Annotated in this window: 15 protein-coding genes and 2 pseudogenes; 5 read left to right on the forward strand and 12 right to left on the reverse strand. The window is 71.8% G+C overall.

All coding sequences use genetic code 11. From position 1 onward, the window contains the following. Positions 1–208: 208 nt before the first annotated feature. Positions 209–586 (forward strand): annotated as a pseudogene (locus ACIRC0_RS36170) (IS3 family transposase); the annotation flags it as partial. Here ACIRC0_RS36170 and ACIRC0_RS36175 read toward each other — a convergent pair. From ACIRC0_RS36175 to ACIRC0_RS36200, 6 genes and pseudogenes are all read right to left on the reverse strand, one after another. Then, a pseudogene (locus ACIRC0_RS36175) lies at positions 574–744 on the reverse strand (IS5/IS1182 family transposase); the annotation flags it as partial. The pseudogenes ACIRC0_RS36170 and ACIRC0_RS36175 sit on opposite strands and share 13 nt — an antisense overlap. Before the next feature lie 112 nt (positions 745–856). Next, the gene (locus tag ACIRC0_RS36180; protein WP_403625298.1) at positions 857–1390 is read right to left on the reverse strand and encodes a VOC family protein; all 534 of its coding nucleotides are present in this window, start codon (positions 1388–1390) and stop codon (positions 857–859) included. A 437-nt stretch (positions 1391–1827) separates the two neighbouring features. Further along, positions 1828–2106 (reverse strand): hypothetical protein, encoded by a 279-nt coding sequence (locus ACIRC0_RS36185; protein ID WP_403625301.1) that lies wholly within the window; start codon positions 2104–2106, stop codon positions 1828–1830. 105 nt (positions 2107–2211) lie between these two features. Further along, on the reverse strand, positions 2212–2625 hold the full coding sequence (locus ACIRC0_RS36190; protein ID WP_403625304.1) for a hypothetical protein: 414 nt from the start codon (positions 2623–2625) through the stop codon (positions 2212–2214). Between the two features lie 542 nt (positions 2626–3167). Further along, positions 3168–3785 (reverse strand): sigma-70 family RNA polymerase sigma factor, encoded by a 618-nt coding sequence (locus tag ACIRC0_RS36195; protein WP_403625307.1) that lies wholly within the window; start codon positions 3783–3785, stop codon positions 3168–3170. Between the two features lie 181 nt (positions 3786–3966). Then, entirely contained in the window at positions 3967–4722 is a 756-nt protein-coding gene (locus ACIRC0_RS36200) for a hypothetical protein (RefSeq protein ID WP_403625309.1), read from the reverse strand. A 257-nt stretch (positions 4723–4979) separates the two neighbouring features. Between ACIRC0_RS36200 and ACIRC0_RS36205 the strand changes: the two genes are divergently transcribed. Together ACIRC0_RS36205 and ACIRC0_RS36210 are read left to right on the forward strand one after the other, a co-directional pair. Further along, positions 4980–6122, forward strand: coding sequence for an MFS transporter (locus ACIRC0_RS36205; RefSeq protein ID WP_403625311.1), 1143 nt, complete (start codon positions 4980–4982; stop codon positions 6120–6122). Between the two features lie 32 nt (positions 6123–6154). Then, positions 6155–7153, forward strand: coding sequence for a sugar ABC transporter permease (locus tag ACIRC0_RS36210; RefSeq protein WP_403625314.1), 999 nt, complete (start codon positions 6155–6157; stop codon positions 7151–7153). On the opposite strand, the gene ACIRC0_RS36215 is transcribed toward ACIRC0_RS36210, so the two are convergent. Continuing rightward, positions 7150–8322 (reverse strand): acyl-CoA dehydrogenase family protein, encoded by a 1173-nt coding sequence (locus ACIRC0_RS36215; protein WP_403625317.1) that lies wholly within the window; start codon positions 8320–8322, stop codon positions 7150–7152. The genes ACIRC0_RS36210 and ACIRC0_RS36215 overlap by 4 nt on opposite strands. A gap of 125 nt (positions 8323–8447) precedes the next feature. Here ACIRC0_RS36215 and ACIRC0_RS36220 point away from each other — a divergent pair, with 125 nt between their 5' ends. Both ACIRC0_RS36220 and ACIRC0_RS36225 read left to right on the forward strand, forming a co-directional pair. Next, complete coding sequence (locus ACIRC0_RS36220; RefSeq protein ID WP_403625320.1) at positions 8448–10184, forward strand: CoA transferase; 1737 nt, start codon at positions 8448–8450, stop codon at positions 10182–10184. Beyond that, a complete protein-coding gene (locus ACIRC0_RS36225; RefSeq protein ID WP_403625323.1) occupies positions 10181–11848 on the forward strand; it encodes a class I adenylate-forming enzyme family protein in 1668 nt (555 codons plus the stop codon). Before ACIRC0_RS36220 ends, ACIRC0_RS36225 begins: the two co-directional genes overlap by 4 nt. A 62-nt stretch (positions 11849–11910) precedes the next feature. Here ACIRC0_RS36225 and ACIRC0_RS36230 read toward each other — a convergent pair whose 3' ends face one another. The 5 genes from ACIRC0_RS36230 to ACIRC0_RS36250 form a co-directional block, all read right to left on the reverse strand. Continuing rightward, entirely contained in the window at positions 11911–12732 is an 822-nt protein-coding gene (locus ACIRC0_RS36230; protein WP_403625326.1) for a metal ABC transporter solute-binding protein, Zn/Mn family, read from the reverse strand. Next, positions 12681–13559, reverse strand: a complete 879-nt coding sequence (locus ACIRC0_RS36235; protein ID WP_403625328.1) for a metal ABC transporter permease — start codon at positions 13557–13559, stop codon at positions 12681–12683. The genes ACIRC0_RS36230 and ACIRC0_RS36235 overlap by 52 nt, the downstream gene beginning before the upstream one ends. Continuing rightward, positions 13556–14191, reverse strand: a complete 636-nt coding sequence (locus tag ACIRC0_RS36240; RefSeq protein ID WP_403625329.1) for a metal ABC transporter ATP-binding protein — start codon at positions 14189–14191, stop codon at positions 13556–13558. The genes ACIRC0_RS36235 and ACIRC0_RS36240 overlap by 4 nt, the downstream gene beginning before the upstream one ends. Before the next feature lie 106 nt (positions 14192–14297). Beyond that, a complete protein-coding gene (locus ACIRC0_RS36245) occupies positions 14298–14810 on the reverse strand; it encodes a copper chaperone PCu(A)C (protein WP_403625332.1) in 513 nt (170 codons plus the stop codon). Then, entirely contained in the window at positions 14807–17059 is a 2253-nt protein-coding gene (locus ACIRC0_RS36250) for a heavy metal translocating P-type ATPase (RefSeq protein WP_403625335.1), read from the reverse strand. Before ACIRC0_RS36250 ends, ACIRC0_RS36245 begins: the two co-directional genes overlap by 4 nt. Positions 17060–17176 lie beyond the last annotated feature (117 nt).

Here is a 17176-nt window from a genome sequence, read left to right on the forward strand (position 1 = left end):
ACCCGCCCCACGTCTTTCCGTGCCGCCCTGCTGGATGGTGCAGCACGATCGGACCGGACGAGGTGCGGTGCCCCGCCCTTCACCGCCCATTAGATTCTGAAGGCCGCGAGCGCGTTTTTTGCGGCGAAACTCGACCGTCCCCGGACGAGGCCGACCAGGTGATCGAGCACCTCAGGGACAAGGGCGTCGGGGTCGGGTTCGCCTGCCGGTGCTGGGACTGTCCGAGCCGGCGTACTACGCGCGCAAGAAGCGGTCGAAGTCGGCCCGCCGGCTGCGTGACGAGCAGCTCATGCCGCTGATCGAACAGGTCCATGCCGAGTCCGGCGGCACCTACGGCGTCCGTCGGATCACCCGCGCACTGCGGCGCAAGGGCGTACACGTGGCCCGTTGCACCGTCGAGCGGCTGATGGCCGAGCTGGGCCTGGAGGGCGTCATCCGCGGCCAGCGGCGCCGCACCACCGTGCCGGAGCCGTCGGCACCCAGGCCGCCGGACCTGGTCGAGCGCGACTTCACCGCGAGCCGGCCCGACCAGCTGTGGGTGGCCGACATGACCTATGTCCGCACCTGGACGGGCTGGGTGTATGTGTGTCCGCACCGCAGGTGGGCCAGGACCAGCAGCGCCTGCCGGTCTGCGGGGAGCCGACGCCACCGCGTGCCCCGTTTCAGGCGTCGGGTGGCCAGCAAGCGGGAGAGGTAACGCAGGGTCGAACTGGACAGATCGACCCCCGATGGGTAAACGAGCACGTGAAGCTCCGGGCAGACGGGTTGATCTCGGTCGACAACCCATCTGCCAGGACCTTCACCACTACCCGGCCCCCAACCAACTGGCCATCAGTCCAGCCGAGTTGGGCATTGATCAGTTGGTTGTCCTGACAGGAGCACTGCTGCGTCCGTGGTCTCGACCGCTGAGCTCGGTGTCGAGTGTCTCCTGAGCCACACGCATGACTTCGGCGTACACGGGGTCCTGCAGTCGCCTCCACATCTCCTCTTCAGAGACGTCCTCGACGCGGCTGATCACCCACCAGATGTTGCCGAACGGGTCCTTGATACGGCCTCCGCGCTGTCCGAAGGCGTCGTAGGCCAAAGGCGTGACGACATGGCTGCCAGCTTCGACGGCTCGTGAAAACGCTTGGTCAGCGTCGGTGACGAACACGCGCAGCAGGCTTGGCATGGCGGGCCAGTTCGTGTGCCGGTCGAAGGCCAGCACGACGGTATCGCCGACTCGAATCTCGCCGTGACCGATCAAACCATCCTCGGTGGGCACTCGCGCCAGCTCTTCACCCCCGAACGCCCGGGAGACGAAGTCGAGGAAAGCCCCCGTGTCGTCGGTGACGACCCAGGGGGCAACGGTGGTGTAGCCCGCCGGCGCGGAGTTGGTCTGCTCAGACATCACGGCCCTTCCGCCAATGTTGATTGCCAGCCGCGACCTTAGGAGGGATCTAGGTCATCTTCTGTCCTAAATCCAGGCGTTGGGCGCCCGTGCTACCTCACGACCGCTCGGAGGTAGACCCGTCACGGCCTCAGTCACCGCAACCTGAGGTTGGAAAAGGCTCACTGACCCGCCGCCCCACCCGAGGGACGAAAGTCATACCGGACAGGGGGATGAAGTGTCTGAACGCAGGGACTTGACATCTCCACCCCGAAGGACGCCGCCGTGTCCGCGGACAAATGCACGCTGCTGCTTACTGACCCATGCTCCTAGTTCCCGTGCGGGGATATGCGGGTTCCCGGTGGACTTCCGTTCGTCGCCGTCGACGGTCCGGGTGGTTCAGTGCGCAGGTCAGGAGCTCGGAGACGCGCGGTCATGTAGATCATGTTGCGCCCGGGTCATGAGCCGTCGATGCGGTCGAACAGCGCCAGGGCCTCGGCGGTGCGGCGGTGGTCCGGGCCGAAGGCGGCCAGACAGGCGTGGTGGGCGGTCGCGGCCAGGGTGCGGGCCTGGGTACTGCGGCCCAGCCCCAGCAGGGCGGTGGCCAGAGCCAGCTCGACGGCGCCAGTCTCCGGGCGGCACTCCTGTTCGGGCAGGCTGCGGCGCAGCTCGTCGGCGTGCTCTGCCTCGGCGAGAGCCTCCGCATGGCGGCTTTGGCCATTGAGACTGCGGGCCAAGCCGAGCCGCAGGACCAAGGCGAACCGGCCCGGTAGGCGATGGGCGGCAAGGGCCTCGCGGGCGAGCGCCTCGGCCTCCGAGTGGCGGCCCTGCCCGTTGAGAGCCTAATCAAATTGCAAAGCGACCCCTGAGGTGCACTGACGAGCCAGTCCGCCAGGATCACCACCGTGACCAAGACCGCCGACGAATCCGTTGCAGCGGTCGGTGATGGAGGAGCTCCCGGCTGCCGCGAAGGGTGGCCGCAGGGGCGGGATTCTGCTCGTGACGGCCGCGCCGGGCATGATGGCCTGGACGCGGCCGGGGACCTCGGACATCCCGTAGTGCTCCTGGTTGGCCACGATACGGTCGCCGAGGCCGAGGGAGAGCGGCGTGGAGACCTCGGCGACCGAGACGCCGTTCATGACGACCACCCGGCTGGGCTTCTTGGTGAACGTCTCGGACACTCCGCAGTTTTCGAGGGTCACGGGGTGGCCGGACTTCACGGCGGCGGACGCGTCGCCGCCGGCCTTGTCGGTCAAGGAGCCGCATGCCGCGGTGACCAAACAGAGGGCGCCGTCAGAGCGCTGGTGGCTGGCCGTTTCTTCGGCTGGGATATGACTCCGTTTCCGGTCAGGGCCGCGCAATGCGGAAGGGCGGCGCCACCTCCGCGTCCTGCCCGGCTATGGCGCGTCTCTGGTGAGAAGGTGGCCCCGTTCGTTGGCGGCAGCCCTCCCCTCTTCCAGCCAGCCGGGCTTCTTCGGTAAGACGTACCGTATCTCCGCGGCCGACGTCCCACCGCCGAGCCCCGCGGGCGACCGCTCCAGGCCGCCCAGCAGGCAGCCGATCAAGGGCAGCGGCACGACCGCGGCGACCTGCGTCCCCACACGCGGCCGCAGGTCCGTGGCGAGCGCATGTGCTCCGGCGGCAAAGCAGCTTCGCACAGCACGGCGAACAGTGCCGTGCGCGTTCCGCACCGCCAAGGGCACCCCGGACACCCGCACGGCACCCGACGGGGCCATGTGGCTATGGAGGCTGGCGGCCCGGATCAATCGGGGATCCAGGCCGCCGTGCGACCGGTACGTCATGCCGCTACGGCGACCGGCGCGGCCTGCTCGGCCTCGTCCAGCCACTCGATGAGCGAGGTGCGGGCGCGGGCGACCCGCGAGCGCACCGTGCCGATCGGGCAGTTGCTGACGAGGGCAGCCTCCGCGTAGGGGAGTCCCACCATCTGGGTGAGGACGAATGCCTCGCGGCGGTCCTCGGGGAGTGTGTCCAGCAGCTCGGTGAGGGCGACGCCTTCGTCGAAGCCGGGCAGGTCGCGCGGCTGGGTGCGTTCGGCCGCCGACTGCCAGTCGTCCGTGTCCGACAGGCGGGGGCGGGACGAGTTGTAGCGGATGCTGTCGATGACCGCGCGACGGGCGATGGAGAGCAGCCAGGTGCGGGCCGAGGAGCGGCCTTCGAACCGGTGCAGGCTGCCGAGGGCCCGCAGGAAGGTGTCTTGAGTCAGGTCGTCGGCGCTCTGGGGGTCGGCACCGAGGTACGTCACGTAGTGGCGGACGTCTCGGTGCAGGGCGCGTACGAAGAGGTCGACGGCATCGGGTTCGCCGCTGCGGGCGGCGAGGGCCAAGGCCGTGATCGAGTCTTCTCTCGAGTGCTTCCTCGATTGTTCGCGCGATGCGGGCAGGGCAGGAGTGATCATTTGGGATCTGTCCTTCTCGGGAATCAGGTATCCGGCGTCCGGCCGGCGCGCCGTAGGGCAGCGGGCGGATCGGAACCCGGTGGTGGGGTGGACGGCCGGGCGCTGGAGCGCACGGCCGATGCCCGAGGCGGGAACCGACGGCTCGACGGCTGTGGGGACGGCCTCGGGGAACCGGCTGTCGTCAGGCGACAGCGGTCCCGGCGGGCGGGCCCCGAGAGGTGATCGCGTGGGTGAGGAGCAGGCGGCGCGGTGCCCGGTCCGACTCCGCTCGGCGGGCGCGGACACGCGGCCGGTGCGGCGGCACGGGCAGCCGGAGGAGCAGGCGCAGCGGCGCGAAGAGCCAGCCGGCGACGGCCCGCAGGATGCGGAACGCGGCACGTTCGCCGTACGCGAGCCACAACGCGCACAGCAGCGCGGCCAGCAGGTGGGCGAGGAACATGCCGGTCGCGGACATGGCGGCCATGTCGTGGGCAACGGCGCCGACGGGCGCTGCGGAAGCCATGTGGTCCATCGAGCCCATGGAGCCCATCGAGCCCATGGAAGGCATGGATTGCATGGCGGCCATGTCGTGGCCCATGGAGTTCATCTCCTCCATGGAGCCCGCCCCTGACGGCGAACCGCACAGGAGGTAGGTGAGCCACTGCTGGGCGAGGGGCCTCGCGCCGGACGGTGCGGGGTGGGCGACAGCCTGGGCGAGAGAGAACGACGCGTGGAGTACGGCCTGGGTGGCCACCGCGGCGGAGACGACGAGAAGCGGTCCGCGTTCCCGGTCGGCCAGCCGCCAGGCCATACCGCCCGTCGCCACCGCGCCCGCGGTCATGGCCCACCAGGGCACCGCGGTTCCCGACATCATGATGTGACCCAAGGCGGTGAGCAGCACACAACAGGCCGCGAACACCGCGGCCCGTACTGTGCGAGAACACCACCCAGCAGTCATGGCGGCCTCATCCTCGCATTCGCGCTTCCATGGTCACCGGGGGGTACGGAAAACGGACTATGCCCCCTCAGCCCCGAACTTGTGATACAGGCCACAGTAACGGGCCGGAACTCCTCGGCGGTTGAGCCCGACTCCTCTCGAAGCCCCGGAGATTTCCAGGGTGGGGAGGAGGAACGTCGGTGGCTGCGGACCAGAGCCAGACTCAGAGTCAGATCGGGACAGCGGCCGGAAACGGCCCGGCACGGGGGACAGGTGCCATGACGGCGCTGCTGACGTGCGCCATGGCCTTCTCGATGATGCAGCTGTTCCTGCTCGGCGCGCTCGGACCACGGCTCGTGGACGACCTGAAGGTGTCACCGACCGTGCTGGGGTTGACGACGACCGTCGGCTTCGGGGCCGCGGCCGTGCTCTCGCCCGCGGGCGGGCGTGTGGTGGACCGGCTGGGTCCGCGCCGCTGCCTCGTCGCGCTGCTGCTGGTGTCGGCGGCGGCGCTGGCGCTGATCGGGTCGGCGCCGGGCGCCGGGTTCCTGCTGGCCGCGGTCGCGCTGGGCGGCCTTCCGCAGGCGCTGGCGAATCCCGCCACGAACAAGGCGATCCTGGCCGCCGTACCGGTGGAGCGGCGGGGCTCGGTGACCGGGATGAAGCAGTCCGGGGTGCAGCTGGGTGCGTTCGCGGCCGGGCTGCCGCTGGCCGCGCTGGCTGGGGCTGCCGGCTGGCGGGGCGCGGTGTGGACGGCGGCCGGCGCGGCCGTGCTGGCGGCCGTCTGGGCGGCTCGTGCCTTGCCCGCCGACCCGCCGCCGAAGGTTGCGCCGGCCTCGTGGGTCCCGCGTGGCGCGATCGCGTGGCTGGCGCTCTTCTCGCTGCTGCTGGGATGTGGCATCGCGTCGGTGAACACGTATCTGGCGTTGTACGGCGTGCGGCGGCTCGGGCTCGGGCCGACGGCGGCCGGTGCGCTGGTGGCGGTGCTGGGCATCGCGGGCATCGCCGGGCGGGTGGGCTGGTCGAAGGTGGCGGGCCAGCCGGGCCGGGCGGTGTGGCTGCCGGGCGGCCTGGCCGCCGGTGCGGTGGGAGCGGCACTGCTGCTCGCGGCCTCATCGTACGCGCACCCGCTGGCGTGGGCCGCTGCGGTGGCCGTTGGTGTCTTCGCGGTGGCCGCCAATGCGGTCTCGATGGTGGTGGTGCTGCAGCGTGCGGCGCCCGGCCGGGCCGGACAGGACTCGGCGCTGGTTTCGGCCGGTTTCTTCGCCGGGTTCGCGATCGGCCCGCCGCTGTTCGGGCTGCTGGCGGGTGCAGGGCGGTACGGGACGGGGTGGCTGCTGGTCGCCGGAGAGTTCGTGGGGGCGAGTGTGGTGGCGCTGACCTGGGCGGTGCTTGAGCGGCGTTCGGTCGTAGGGCGATGAGCGCGGCGCGTGCGGCGAAGGGCTTGGCGGGCATGGCTCCGCAGCCCCGCCCTGACGTCCCCGACTGGGTGGCTCCTGCGCTGGATTCCGTCTTGGAGCGGGTGGCCGTCACCCAGGCCGCAGTCGGTGACCGTTTCCCGCTGTTCGCCGATCCCGGTGCCGGCCTGTGGACGACGACCGGGCGGGGCTCGTGGACGGGTGGCTTCTGGGCGGGGCTGCTGTGGCTGCGTGCCCGGTACACAGGGAACGATGGCGCTCGCGAGGCGGCGGCGAAGTGCACCGGTCGACTCGCGGACTGGGTGCACGCCGACACGGCCGCCCGCGGATTGATCTTCTGGTACGGGACCGCGTTCGCTCCCGAGGCCAGCGAGCTGCGAGATCGAGCCGCCCGCGTCTGCCGGGATGCGTATGACGCCGAACTCGGTCTCGTCCCGTGGGGCTCGGCGTTCGGCGGCCCCCGCCTTTTGGCCCGCGTGGACGGCGTGCCGGGTATGGTGCCGCTCCTGGCAACGGTGGATGAGCAGGCTGCCGAGGCTCACCTGCGCCGCCATCTCGAACTCTGTCTCGACAACGGCTCCTTCGGCTGGTCCTGGCGGTACGAGCGCCCTGCGCGCTGGGTCCCGTGTGACGATCCGCCGCCCGGCTGGAGCCGGGGCCGGGCCTGGCTGCTGCTGGCCGTGGCCGACGCCGTACACCGTCTCGGCGCCGATGACCTGGCACATGTCGCACGCCACTTGATTGCGGCCCATGCCGTCCCGCCCGCGGACGAGACCCGCCCGGGAGGCCCCCTCGACACTTCCGCCGCCGCCATATCCGCGGTGGCCCTGTTGAAGCTCGGTCGACGTGAACGGGCCGTCCGGATACTGGAAGAACTGGTCCGCACCCATCTCTCGAGCGACGGGCGACTCCTGGACGGCTGCTACGACCTCACCTCAGGAACGGCGACACGGCACGAGCTGATCTGGGGCGACTACTTCCTCGCCTACGCGCTCGCCGCCCTCACCGGCCTCATCGATCCCCACGAAATCTAGGGGGCACGCAGCACCCGGCGCGCGACCGAGGTGATGTGCAGTTCGTCCGGGCCGTCGAGGATCCGGGCCGCCCTGCCGGTGCGGAACAGCGCGGGCAGAGCAGTGTCCGGACCGAGGCCCGCAGCACCGTGTACCTGGATCGCCGCATCGGTCACCTGCTGGAGGGTACGGGCGGCGGCCACCTTGGCCAGGCCCACCTCCACGTGCGCGTCGAGTCCGGCGTCCAAGCGGGCCACGGCCTCGTACACGAGCGGGCGGGTCGTGCGCAGGGCGAGCAGCGACTCGAAGACGTGGCGCTGGACGAGCTGAAGGTCTCCGAGCGGGCCGCGGGACCGGTTACGGGTCGTCGCACGTGACCGCATCAGGTCGAAGGCCCGCCCGGCCTGCCCCAGCCAGCGCAGGCACCGCAAGGTACGGCCGAGCTGGAGCCGCTCGGCCGCGACGTCCAGTGCCTTGCCGCGCTCGCCGATCAGGTGGTTGTCGTTGACCATGACCCCGTCCAGCTCGATCTCCCACTGCCCGCCCGCGCCGAGCACCGGCAGTTCACGAACCACACGGAAGCCCGGCGAGTTTGTCGGTATCAGGAGCAGTGACAGTCCCTCGCGGTCCGGCGGTGTGCTGTCCGTGCGGGCGAGGACCGTGACGAGGTCGGCGTCGGCCGCCCCGCTGGTGAACCATTTGCGTCCGCTCACCCGCCAGCCTCCGTCGTCCGCGGGTACGGCGCGGGTGGTGGTGAGGAAGGGGTCGGTGCCTGGCGTCTCGGGCTCGGTCATGGCGTAGCAGGCGCGTATGTCTCCGGCGACCAGGCGCTCGGCGTACCATTCACGGACGGCCGGGCTGCCGTGCCGCCACAGCATCAACGCGTCGAGCAGGGGTGCCGAGCCGAGGGCGGCCGGGCCGTGGTCGCTGGCTCCCTCGGCCTCGGCCACATGGGCGTACGACCGCAGCGGCAGCCCTTGGCCGCCTAGTTCCGAGGGAAGCGGGAGCGCCCACAGCCCATCGGCCTTCGCCTCGCGCTGGAGCCTGCGCAGCACGGCGGCGGCCTCCGCACCGCCGGCGTCCAGTACGGGCTCGCAGGGCATCACCCGTCCGCGTACGAACTCGGCGACGCGAACCCTCAACGCCGTTGTGTCCGGCGGACAGTGGGGCGTCCCGGTGATCTCGTCCATGCGGGTCTCCGTCACTTTCCTCGTGATCCGCGGGAACCCCGGCCGTCGGCCGTCCGACTCCCTCTTCCGTGGAACAGGTCGGGGGCGACCGTCCCCGGGTTCCCGCGCGTCAGGAAAGGAGAGGCATGGCAACTCCAGCCACACCGGCCGTCGCGCGGACGGCCGGACCACTCGACGGCCTCCGTCTGGAGAACTCCGGCCCACCGGGCCCGGCGGACGGTCTCATCGCGGAGCATCTGCGACTGCTGGGCGCCGAGACCGACGGCGGCTCCGGTGGCCGGCTCACCGTCATCGGAGGGCACATCGGTGGTGTCACCGCCCGCAGCACGTGGGGAGAGACCGCGACCGACGAGGCCACTGTCCAGGCGGCGACCGGCGTCATGGCCGTACATGGCCGCCGTGACGGCGCCCCGCGCGGTCTCGCCGTCGACTACACCGCCACGGCCACCGGCGTGCTGGCCGTGCAGGGCCTGCTGGCCGGGCTGCTGGCGCGGGCGCGCGGCGGGAATGTCGCACAGGTCGAGGTCAGCGCCGAGCGGGCCGGGCTGCTCGCGGTCTCCCAGTACCTGGCCGCCGCCGGTGCCGAGGAAGGCGAGGCGGCCGAACTCGCCCCGGGCGGGCCACCGTTCACGTCGGCCGACGGGATCGTCTTTGAGCTGGAGACGCTGGATCCGGGGGTGTGGGCGTCGTTCTGGCGCGCCCTCGAGGCCTCTGAGGAATCGATACGCCGGGGGTGGCGGCCCTTCCAGTTCCGGTATGCCACAGCCTGCGCGCCCTTCCCACAGACGTTGCACGAGGCGACGCGGGCAAGCTCCTGGGAGCGGATCCGGTACGCCGCCGAGATGTCCGGCGCCGACGTGTGCCCGCTGCGGTCGCTCGCCGAGCGTGCGGCCGAGTACGACGGTGCGGCGCCCTGGGAGCTGACCTCTTACGACGAGGCGTACCTGCCCGGCAGTTCCGCCGACGCCCTGCCCCTGGCCGGATTCACCGTCCTGGAAGCCGGGCGGCGTATCCAGGCCCCGCTCGCCGCCCACCTCCTCGGCCTGCTGGGCGCGGAGGTGATCCGGATCGAGCCGCCGGGCGGTGACCCGTTGCGCGGGATGCCGCCCGCCTGCTCCGGCGTCTCGGCGCGCTGGCTGGCGTTGAACCGGGGCAAGAAGGCCGTCGAAGTGGACATCAAGTCCGCGGCCGACCGGGAGCGGCTGCGCGAGATGGCCGCCGACGCGGATGTGTTCCTGCACAACTGGGCACCGGGCACGGCCGCCCGTCTCGGCCTCGACCGCGAGCACCTGGCCCTCGCCAACCCGGCGCTCGTCTACGCCTACACCAGCGGCTGGGCGGACCGGCTGCCGGAGGCCCCCATGGGCACCGACTTTATGGTGCAGGCCCGCACCGGCGTGGGCGAGGCCGTGCGACCCGCGGACGAGCCGCCCGCTCCGTCCCTGATGACGCTGCTCGACGTACTCGGCGGCCTGCTCGGCGCCGAGGCGATCCTGGCAGGGCTGCTGCTGCGGGAGCGCACCGGACGGGGGGTGCGCGTCGACTCGTCACTCCTCGGCGCCGCCGACGTGCTCACCGCACCCCATCGGGCCCGGGCCGCGCAGGGACTCGACCCGCGCAGACCGGCGGGGTTTCGCCGCCCGCTGCGCACCGCCGACGGCTGGATTGCCCTAGCCGATCTGTCCGCGGCCCCCTACGACATCGCAGAGCTGTCCATAGACCAGGCGCTGGAGCGGCTGCGTGACCGCGGCCTGGCCGCCGTCCCGGTCGTCACCGACCTCACCGACCTGCTCTCCTGCGGCCCGATCAACCGCGACGCGTACGGCGCCCCCGCCGTGCCCGACCCCTGGAGCTTCGCATGACCGTGGACCTGCACGACCTGCTGCCCGCCGAGCTGCGCCGTACCTGGGCCGTCGACGGCACCTGCCCGGACCTGGACCTCTACAGCCTCTACCGCGCCCACCAGGTCGCCGACCTGCACCGCACCGCGGTCATCGACGCCAAGGGGAAGCTCTGTTACACCGCTCTGGACCGCAAGGCGCGATGTCTGGCCGCCGGTCTGTCCGGGCTCGGCATACGCACCGGTGACGTGGTCGGTATACAACTCCCCAATGGCCGGGGCGCCGTCATCGCCGACCTGGCGCTGGCCGCGCTGGGTGCCATCGCGCTGCCCTTCCCCGTCGGCCGCGGCACTCGCGAGGCGGCCTCCCTGCTGCGCCGGGCGGAGGCGGTCGCCGTAATCGCCGCCACCGAGCACCGCGGAAACCACCACGCCGCCGATCTGCTCACGCTCGCCGGTCAACTCCCCTCCCTGCGCACGGTGATCGCCGCCGGGCCCGGAGCCCCGGAGGGGACAGTCGCGCTCTCCGCGCTGCTGCGCACCGACCCCACGTCCTTCAAGCCGGCCCGCCCCGACCCCGACTCCGCCGCCCGCATCCTGGTCTCGTCCGGATCCGAGACCGAGCCGAAGATGGTGGCGTACTCGCACAACGCGCTGGCCGGCGGCCGCGGCAACTTCCTCGCCGCACTCATGCCGGACGGTCAGCCGCCGCGCTGCCTCTTCCTCGTACCACTGGCCTCCGCCTTCGGTAGCAGCGGCACCGCCGTCACGCTCGCCCGGCACGGCGGAACGCTCGTCCTACTGGACCACTTCACGCCCGAGGCCGCGCTGGACGCGCTCGCCGCCCACGAGCCCACCCATGTCCTAGGGGTGCCGACCATGATCCGGATGATGCTGGACCGGATCGCGGAGGGACAGCCTCCGACCTTCACTCCTCCGACGGCGGTCATCGTCGGCGGATCGCCACTCGATGAGGCCACGGCCGAGGAGGCCCGACGCGTCTTCGGCTGCCCGGTCGTGAACCTTTACGGCTCGGCCGACGGCGTCAACTGCCACACCGGGCTGTCCGACCCTCCCCTGCGCGGTGAAAGACCGGGCATCCTCGCCGGTCACCCGGACCCGATCGTCGCCGACATACGCATCGCCGTCCCTGGCACGGCCGAACTCCGGGAGGCGCCGCGCGGCTGTGTCGGTGAGATCGTCGCCCGCGGCCCGATGACCCCGCTGTGCTACGTCGCCGCCCCCGACCTCGACGCCCGCTACCGCACTGCCGGCGGCTGGGTGCGCACCGGCGACCTCGGCCTCATCGACGAGGACGGGAACCTGCGGATCGTCGGGCGCTTGAAGGACGTCGTCATCCGGGGCGGGGCCAACATCAGCCCGGCCGAGGTGGAGATCGAGCTGGCGGCGCATCCGCTCGTGCGGGACGTGGTGTGCGTCGGCGTGCCCGATCCGCTGATGGGCGAGCGGCTGGCCGCCTGCGTCGTGCCGCGGGGCGAGCCGGCGCCCACGTTGGAGGAACTGTGCGCGCACCTGGACGCGCGCGGCCTGGAGCAGCGCAAGCACCCGGAGCGTCTCCTGGTCGTACCGGAGTTGCCGCTCACCCCGGCGGGCAAGCCGGACCGTGCGCAGCTGCGTGAGCGGTGTTCGGCGCAGGCGCCGGAGTCCGTCGCGCAGGTCGGCTGACCCCCACGAGAGCGGGCCGCCCCGAGCCTCCGGGCGGCCTCGCACTCACGACGCACCCCAGGTCAGGAAGAGGTCATCGCCTTCTTGATCGTCTTGGCGGCGTTCTTGTAGACCGCCAGCAGGTCCAGGTCCTTGCCCGGGTAGTTGACGATCTCCACCTGCCGTGCGCCGGAGTCCGGCAGCACCGTGCCCGTCGTCATGTGGATGTTGTCGAGGACGAACGCGGGCTTCTTCGTCTCCAGATCGGCCAGCTGCTTGGCGGTCACGGCCTGCGGACCGTAGGTGCCGCGCAGGTCCGCGCCCGCCATCTTCGCCGACCAGGCGGAGAAGACCTGCGCGACGACGGCCGGCGCCTTGCCGCCCGGCCATGCTGCCTTCAGCTCCTTCTGCAGCGCGCTGTATTCGCTTTTGAAGGAGGTGTTCCATTTCGCGGCGGCGTCCTGGGTGCCGAACAGCTTGCCCAGGCGCGTGACGTCCGCACTCGTGGTGGCGACGTCGTTGTCGAGGTTCATCTCGACCATCTTCGCGCTCGACCCGGCAGCGTCCTTGATCTTCTTGGCGTACGGCTCGAAGGACGCGTACAGCACGAAGTCGGCCCCCGCGACCGCCGCGAGGTCGGAGGGCTTGGGGTCGTAGTCCGGGGCGTGCTGCACGGACGACGGGACGATGACCTTCACGTCCTTGGCACCGGCGGCCTTGGCGAGGGCGCCCTCCCAGGTGGTGGTGGCCACGACGACAGGGCCGCCGCTGTTCTTGTTCGCGGTCTTGTCGCCGCTGTCGGCCTTGTCGGAGCCGCAGGCGGTGGCCGTCAGCGCCAGCGCGGTGGTCAGGCTCAGTGCGACGAGGGAAGGGACACGGACGGTGCGGACGCGGGTGCGCGCCATGAGCGGATTCTCCGTTCGGGGATGAGGTGCACGGCCAGGACCAGGACCCCGGCCGTCAGGACGAGCACGGGCCCGGGCGGCCAGTCGAGCTTCAGCGCGACGAGGAACCCGGTGAGGTTCACCGCGACGCCGATGCCGACCGCCCAGGCGGTGATGGACTTCAGGGACGTGCCCAGCCGGCGGGCGGCGAGCGCGGGCAGGAGGGTCAGCGCGTCGACGAGCAGCGCGCCGGTCAGCTTGAGGGCGCCGGCGACGGACACCGCGACGAGCACGAGCAGCAAGAGGGTGAGCCGGTCGACGCGCACCCCGGAGGAGAGGGCGAGTTCACGGTCGTAGAGCAGGAGTGCGAGGTCGCGGCGGCGCCACCAGAACAGGGCCGGTACGACGACGGCGAGCACGCCCAGCAGCCACAGTTCGGGCGTGCCCACCGACAGGATCGAGCCCCACAGCAGCGCGAACGCACCTTGCGCGTTGACGCCGGACACGGCCAGGACGAGCAGCGCGGCGGCGATCGCCAGGCTCATCAGCAGGCCCATAGCGCCCGATAGGCCGTCCGGGGTGCGGGCGAGCGGCGCGACCCCTGCCCCGGCGAGGGCGCAAGCGAGAAGCGCGCACAGCATGGGGTCGAGCCCGGTCAGCAGTCCGAGTGCGATGCCCAGGAGCGCGACGTGCATCATCGCGAACCGGACCGGCATGATGTCGAGCCCGACGATCACGACACCGATCACCGGAAGGCCGACGGCCGCCAAGAGCAGGGCGGCTCCGGCCCGTTGTACGGGTATGAGCTGCAGGAGCGTTCCGAGGTCGGCGGCGGCGAGGTTGTTCACCGGACCTCCCTGAGCCGGCCGGCGGCCATCTCCAGCACGCGGTCGCAGCGGTCGGCCAGCGCCCGGTCGTGAGTGACGACCACGACGGTCACCGGCAGCGACAGCAGGACGTCGGCCGCCTCCTCCTGCCCGGCGAAGTCGAGCGCGGCGGTGGGCTCGTCGGCCAGCAGCACTCCCGCCCCGGCCGCGACACAGCCGACCGCGCGGGCCAGATACATGCGCTGCAGCTGGCCGCCCGACAGCGTGTGCAGCGGTCGGCCGGTCAACGACCCGACACCCAGCTTCTCCGCCGCCTGCACCGCTTCGGCCGGTGCCCCACTGCTCGCCAACAACTCATCTCCCAGCAGGGGGAATCTGCCGACTGCGGGCTTCTGCGGGATCCAGGCACACGCCCGGCGCCGCCACGCCCACTCGGCCGCGGTGCCGGTGCCCCGGCCGCCGACGAGGATCTCCCCGTCGGCGTGGCGGTGCAGGCCCAGCACGGCACGTAGCAGCGTGGTCTTGCCCGACCCGTTGGTTCCGGTCAGCGCCACCCGCTCGCCCGCCTCGATGTCGAGATCCACCTCGCGCACGGCCTCTACGCGACCGTGCCGGCAAGCGACCTGGCGCATCCGCACATCCAGCCCGTCCATCCCACCTCCTGTCCGTTCTGCGAGAGGAGTCGGACGGGCAGGGCGATGAGTTCCCGGCGATTCTCGGCGAAGAGACGAGTGCGCGCAGTCTCCGCCGCTTCCGGTCTCAGCCGGTGCCGGGGCGTACCACCACCGCCAAGGTCTTGATCCGCCCGCTGTGCCGGAAGTGCAGCACGAACGGAACGAGGTCCCCGGCGCGCCACTTCCCACGCACGGTCACCATCACGTCCAGGCCCCACGGTGACATCTCCAGCGTGCCGCCCGCCGGGACGATGGCCGAGTCCACGGGACGCATGTACCCGGCGTTGCCGGGTGCCGTCGTGTTGCGGCCGAGCATCGCCCCGTCCACGGCGGTCGAGGTCATGCCCGTCAATTCGTCCTCTCCGCCACCCGAGTTGGAGATCCGGAAGAAGGCGGCTGATTCCTGGCTGTCCCCGTACGGGAGGAACACCCGCCCGGACGTGACGTCGATGCGCGCGGGACCGCCCGCCGCCCCGGAGGCGGTCCAGGCGGCGAGACCGCCGAGCGTCAGTACACACGCCGCCACGGGAGCGAGCGCGGCGAGGAACGCCTCGGCGAGCCGACGCCGAGAGGGCCGCCACACCGCGAGTTCGGTCACCGCGCACCACCCGTCCGCCTCGGCTGCCAGGTGCGCAGCCTCAGGCTGTTGCCCACCACCAGCAGGGAGCTGGCCGACATGGTGGCGGCCGCGAGCATGGGGTTGAGCAGGCCCACGGCCGCGAGCGGCACGGTGACGGCGTTGTAGCCGAACGCCCACAGGAGGTTGGTCCGGATCGTGCCGAGGGTCCGGCGGGCGAGGCGGACCGCGTCCGCGACGGCCTCGATGTCCCCCCGGACGAGGGTCACGTCGGCGGCTCCGATGGCCACGTCCGTGCCGCTGCCCATGGCGATCCCGAGATCGGCACCGGCCAGCGCGGCGGCGTCGTTCACGCCGTCGCCGATCACCGCGACCCGGCAGCCCTGTGCCCTCAGCCCCCGTACGAGCTCCGCCTTGTCCTCAGGCGTGCAGCGCGCCCGTACGTCATCGATCCCCAGCTCGGCGGCGACGGCGCGGGCGGTGTGCTCGCGGTCGCCCGTGGCCAGCACCGGCCGCACCTCCAGGCGCCGAAGCCGGTCCACGGCACGGTAACTGCCCGGCCGTACGAGGTCCCCGACCGCGATCAGTGCCTCGGGCCGGCCGTCCACCAGCACCAGGACCGGAGTGTGCCGGGCCGTCTCGCACGCGTCCAAGGCACGGGCCAACAGCTCAGGGAGCTCGCTGTCGGGCGAGCGGACTTCCACCAGCCGGCCCTCGACCCGACCGCGCACGCCCAGCCCGGGCAGTGCCCGGAAGTCGGCCACCTCGGGCAGCGGCCGCCCGGAGTAGGCGACGATCGCCCGGCCCAGCGGATGCTCGGAGCCCTGCTCGACGGCACCCGCGAGACGCACGACCGCCTCCTTGCCGATCCCGCCCGGAACCTCCGTGACCCGCGTGACACTCATCTGCCCTGTGGTGAGGGTGCCGGTCTTGTCCAGGACGACGGTGTCGATGTGCCGCAGAGCCTCCAGCACCTGCGGACCGCTGACCAGCACACCTAGCTGGGCGCCGCGGCCGGTGGCGGCCATCAGCGCCGTGGGAGTGGCGAGCCCCAGCGCGCAGGGACAGGCGACGACCAGGACCGCCACGCACGCGGTGACGGCCGCCTGCGGATCGGCTCCCGCACCGAGCCAGAAGCCGAGCACCGTGACCGCGATCGACAGCACCACCGGCACGAACACCCCCGCCACCGCGTCAGCCAGGCGCTGGGCACGCGCCTTGCCCGCCTGCGCCTCGGTCACCAGCTGGGTGATCCGTGCCAGCTGGGTGTCGGCACCGACCGCCGTGGCACGCACCAGCAGCAGCCCGCCCGCATTGACGGCACCGCCGACGACCGCCGAGCCCGGCTGGACCTCGACCGGTTCGCTCTCGCCCGTGACCAGCGAGACATCTACTGCGGAACTGCCTTCCACCACCTCGCCGTCGGTGGCCACCCGCTCTCCCGGCCGGACGACGAAGGTCTGCCCGACCAGCAACTCACCTATGGCAACACGTCGTTCATGCTCGCCTTCCCGCACAGCGACGTCCTTCGCTCCCAGCTCGGCGAGCGACCGCAGCGCCTGCCCGGTGCCGTGCCGGGCTCGCGCTTCCAGGAACCTCCCGGTCAGCACGAACAGCGGTACGGCGACGACAGCTTCCAGATAGATGTGCGCGCTGCCGTAGCCGGCCTCGGCGGACGGCAGCAGGCTGAAGGACATCCGCACGCCGGGGTCGCCCGCGCCACCGAGAAAGAGGGCATAGGCAGACCAGCCGAAGGACGCCACCACGCCCAGCGACACCAGCGTGTCCATGGTCGCCGCCGCATGCCGCAGCCCTCGCACGGCCCGCACGTGGAACGGCCACGCACCCCACACCGCGACCGGCGCGGCCAGTACGAAACACAGCCACTGCCAATTCCGGAACTGCCAGGCGGGCACCATCGACACCACGAGTACGGGCAGCGAGAGCAGCGCGGTGACGACCAGTCGGTCCCGCCCCTCGAACGCGGCTGTCTGCTCCGGGCCTTCCGGCTGGGATTCGAGTTCGGGCCCGGGCGGGGCTGGCAGTTCAGCCGTGTACCCGGCGCGCTCCACTGCCGCGACGAGTTCGGCCGGGGTGACGTCCGGCGGATGGTTCACCCGGGCACGCCCCGTGGCCAGGTTGACCGTCGCACTCACGCCGTCCAGCTTGGCCAGCCGCTTCTCCACCCGCCGTACGCAGGCTGCGCAGGTCATGCCGCCGACGATCAGATCGGTGGTCGTCAGGGTGGCCGCCGTCTCCGGGGCCGTCATCGGAATCTCCTTGCGTGGAAACCCCGTCCTTCAGGGCGGGGAGGAAACGGATCCCCGGAGCGGAGCCGCGCAGCGGCGGAGATCGCTTCGCCATTCCAGCAACGAGTGCCGCTCACA

This window comes from Streptomyces sp. NPDC093984 (genome assembly GCF_044764595.1).
GTDB lineage: Bacteria > Actinomycetota > Actinomycetes > Streptomycetales > Streptomycetaceae > Streptomyces > Streptomyces cynarae.

Excerpts from the sequence above, each read along its gene's own strand:
- ACIRC0_RS36220 (WP_403625320.1), top strand. The coding sequence starts at position 8,448 with ATGGCAACTCCAGCCACACCGGCCGTCGCGCGGACGGCCGGACCACTC.
- ACIRC0_RS36225 (WP_403625323.1), top strand. The coding sequence starts at position 10,181 with ATGACCGTGGACCTGCACGACCTGCTGCCCGCCGAGCTGCGCCGTACC.
- ACIRC0_RS36250 (WP_403625335.1), bottom strand. The coding sequence starts at position 17,059 with ATGACGGCCCCGGAGACGGCGGCCACCCTGACGACCACCGATCTGATC.
- ACIRC0_RS36180 (WP_403625298.1), bottom strand. The coding sequence starts at position 1,390 with ATGTCTGAGCAGACCAACTCCGCGCCGGCGGGCTACACCACCGTTGCC.
- ACIRC0_RS36215 (WP_403625317.1), bottom strand. The coding sequence starts at position 8,322 with ATGGACGAGATCACCGGGACGCCCCACTGTCCGCCGGACACAACGGCG.
- ACIRC0_RS36230 (WP_403625326.1), bottom strand. The coding sequence starts at position 12,732 with ATGGCGCGCACCCGCGTCCGCACCGTCCGTGTCCCTTCCCTCGTCGCA.
- ACIRC0_RS36205 (WP_403625311.1), top strand. The coding sequence starts at position 4,980 with ATGACGGCGCTGCTGACGTGCGCCATGGCCTTCTCGATGATGCAGCTG.
- ACIRC0_RS36240 (WP_403625329.1), bottom strand. The coding sequence starts at position 14,191 with ATGGACGGGCTGGATGTGCGGATGCGCCAGGTCGCTTGCCGGCACGGT.
- ACIRC0_RS36200 (WP_403625309.1), bottom strand. The coding sequence starts at position 4,722 with ATGACTGCTGGGTGGTGTTCTCGCACAGTACGGGCCGCGGTGTTCGCG.
- ACIRC0_RS36210 (WP_403625314.1), top strand. The coding sequence starts at position 6,155 with ATGGCTCCGCAGCCCCGCCCTGACGTCCCCGACTGGGTGGCTCCTGCG.
- ACIRC0_RS36195 (WP_403625307.1), bottom strand. The coding sequence starts at position 3,785 with ATGATCACTCCTGCCCTGCCCGCATCGCGCGAACAATCGAGGAAGCAC.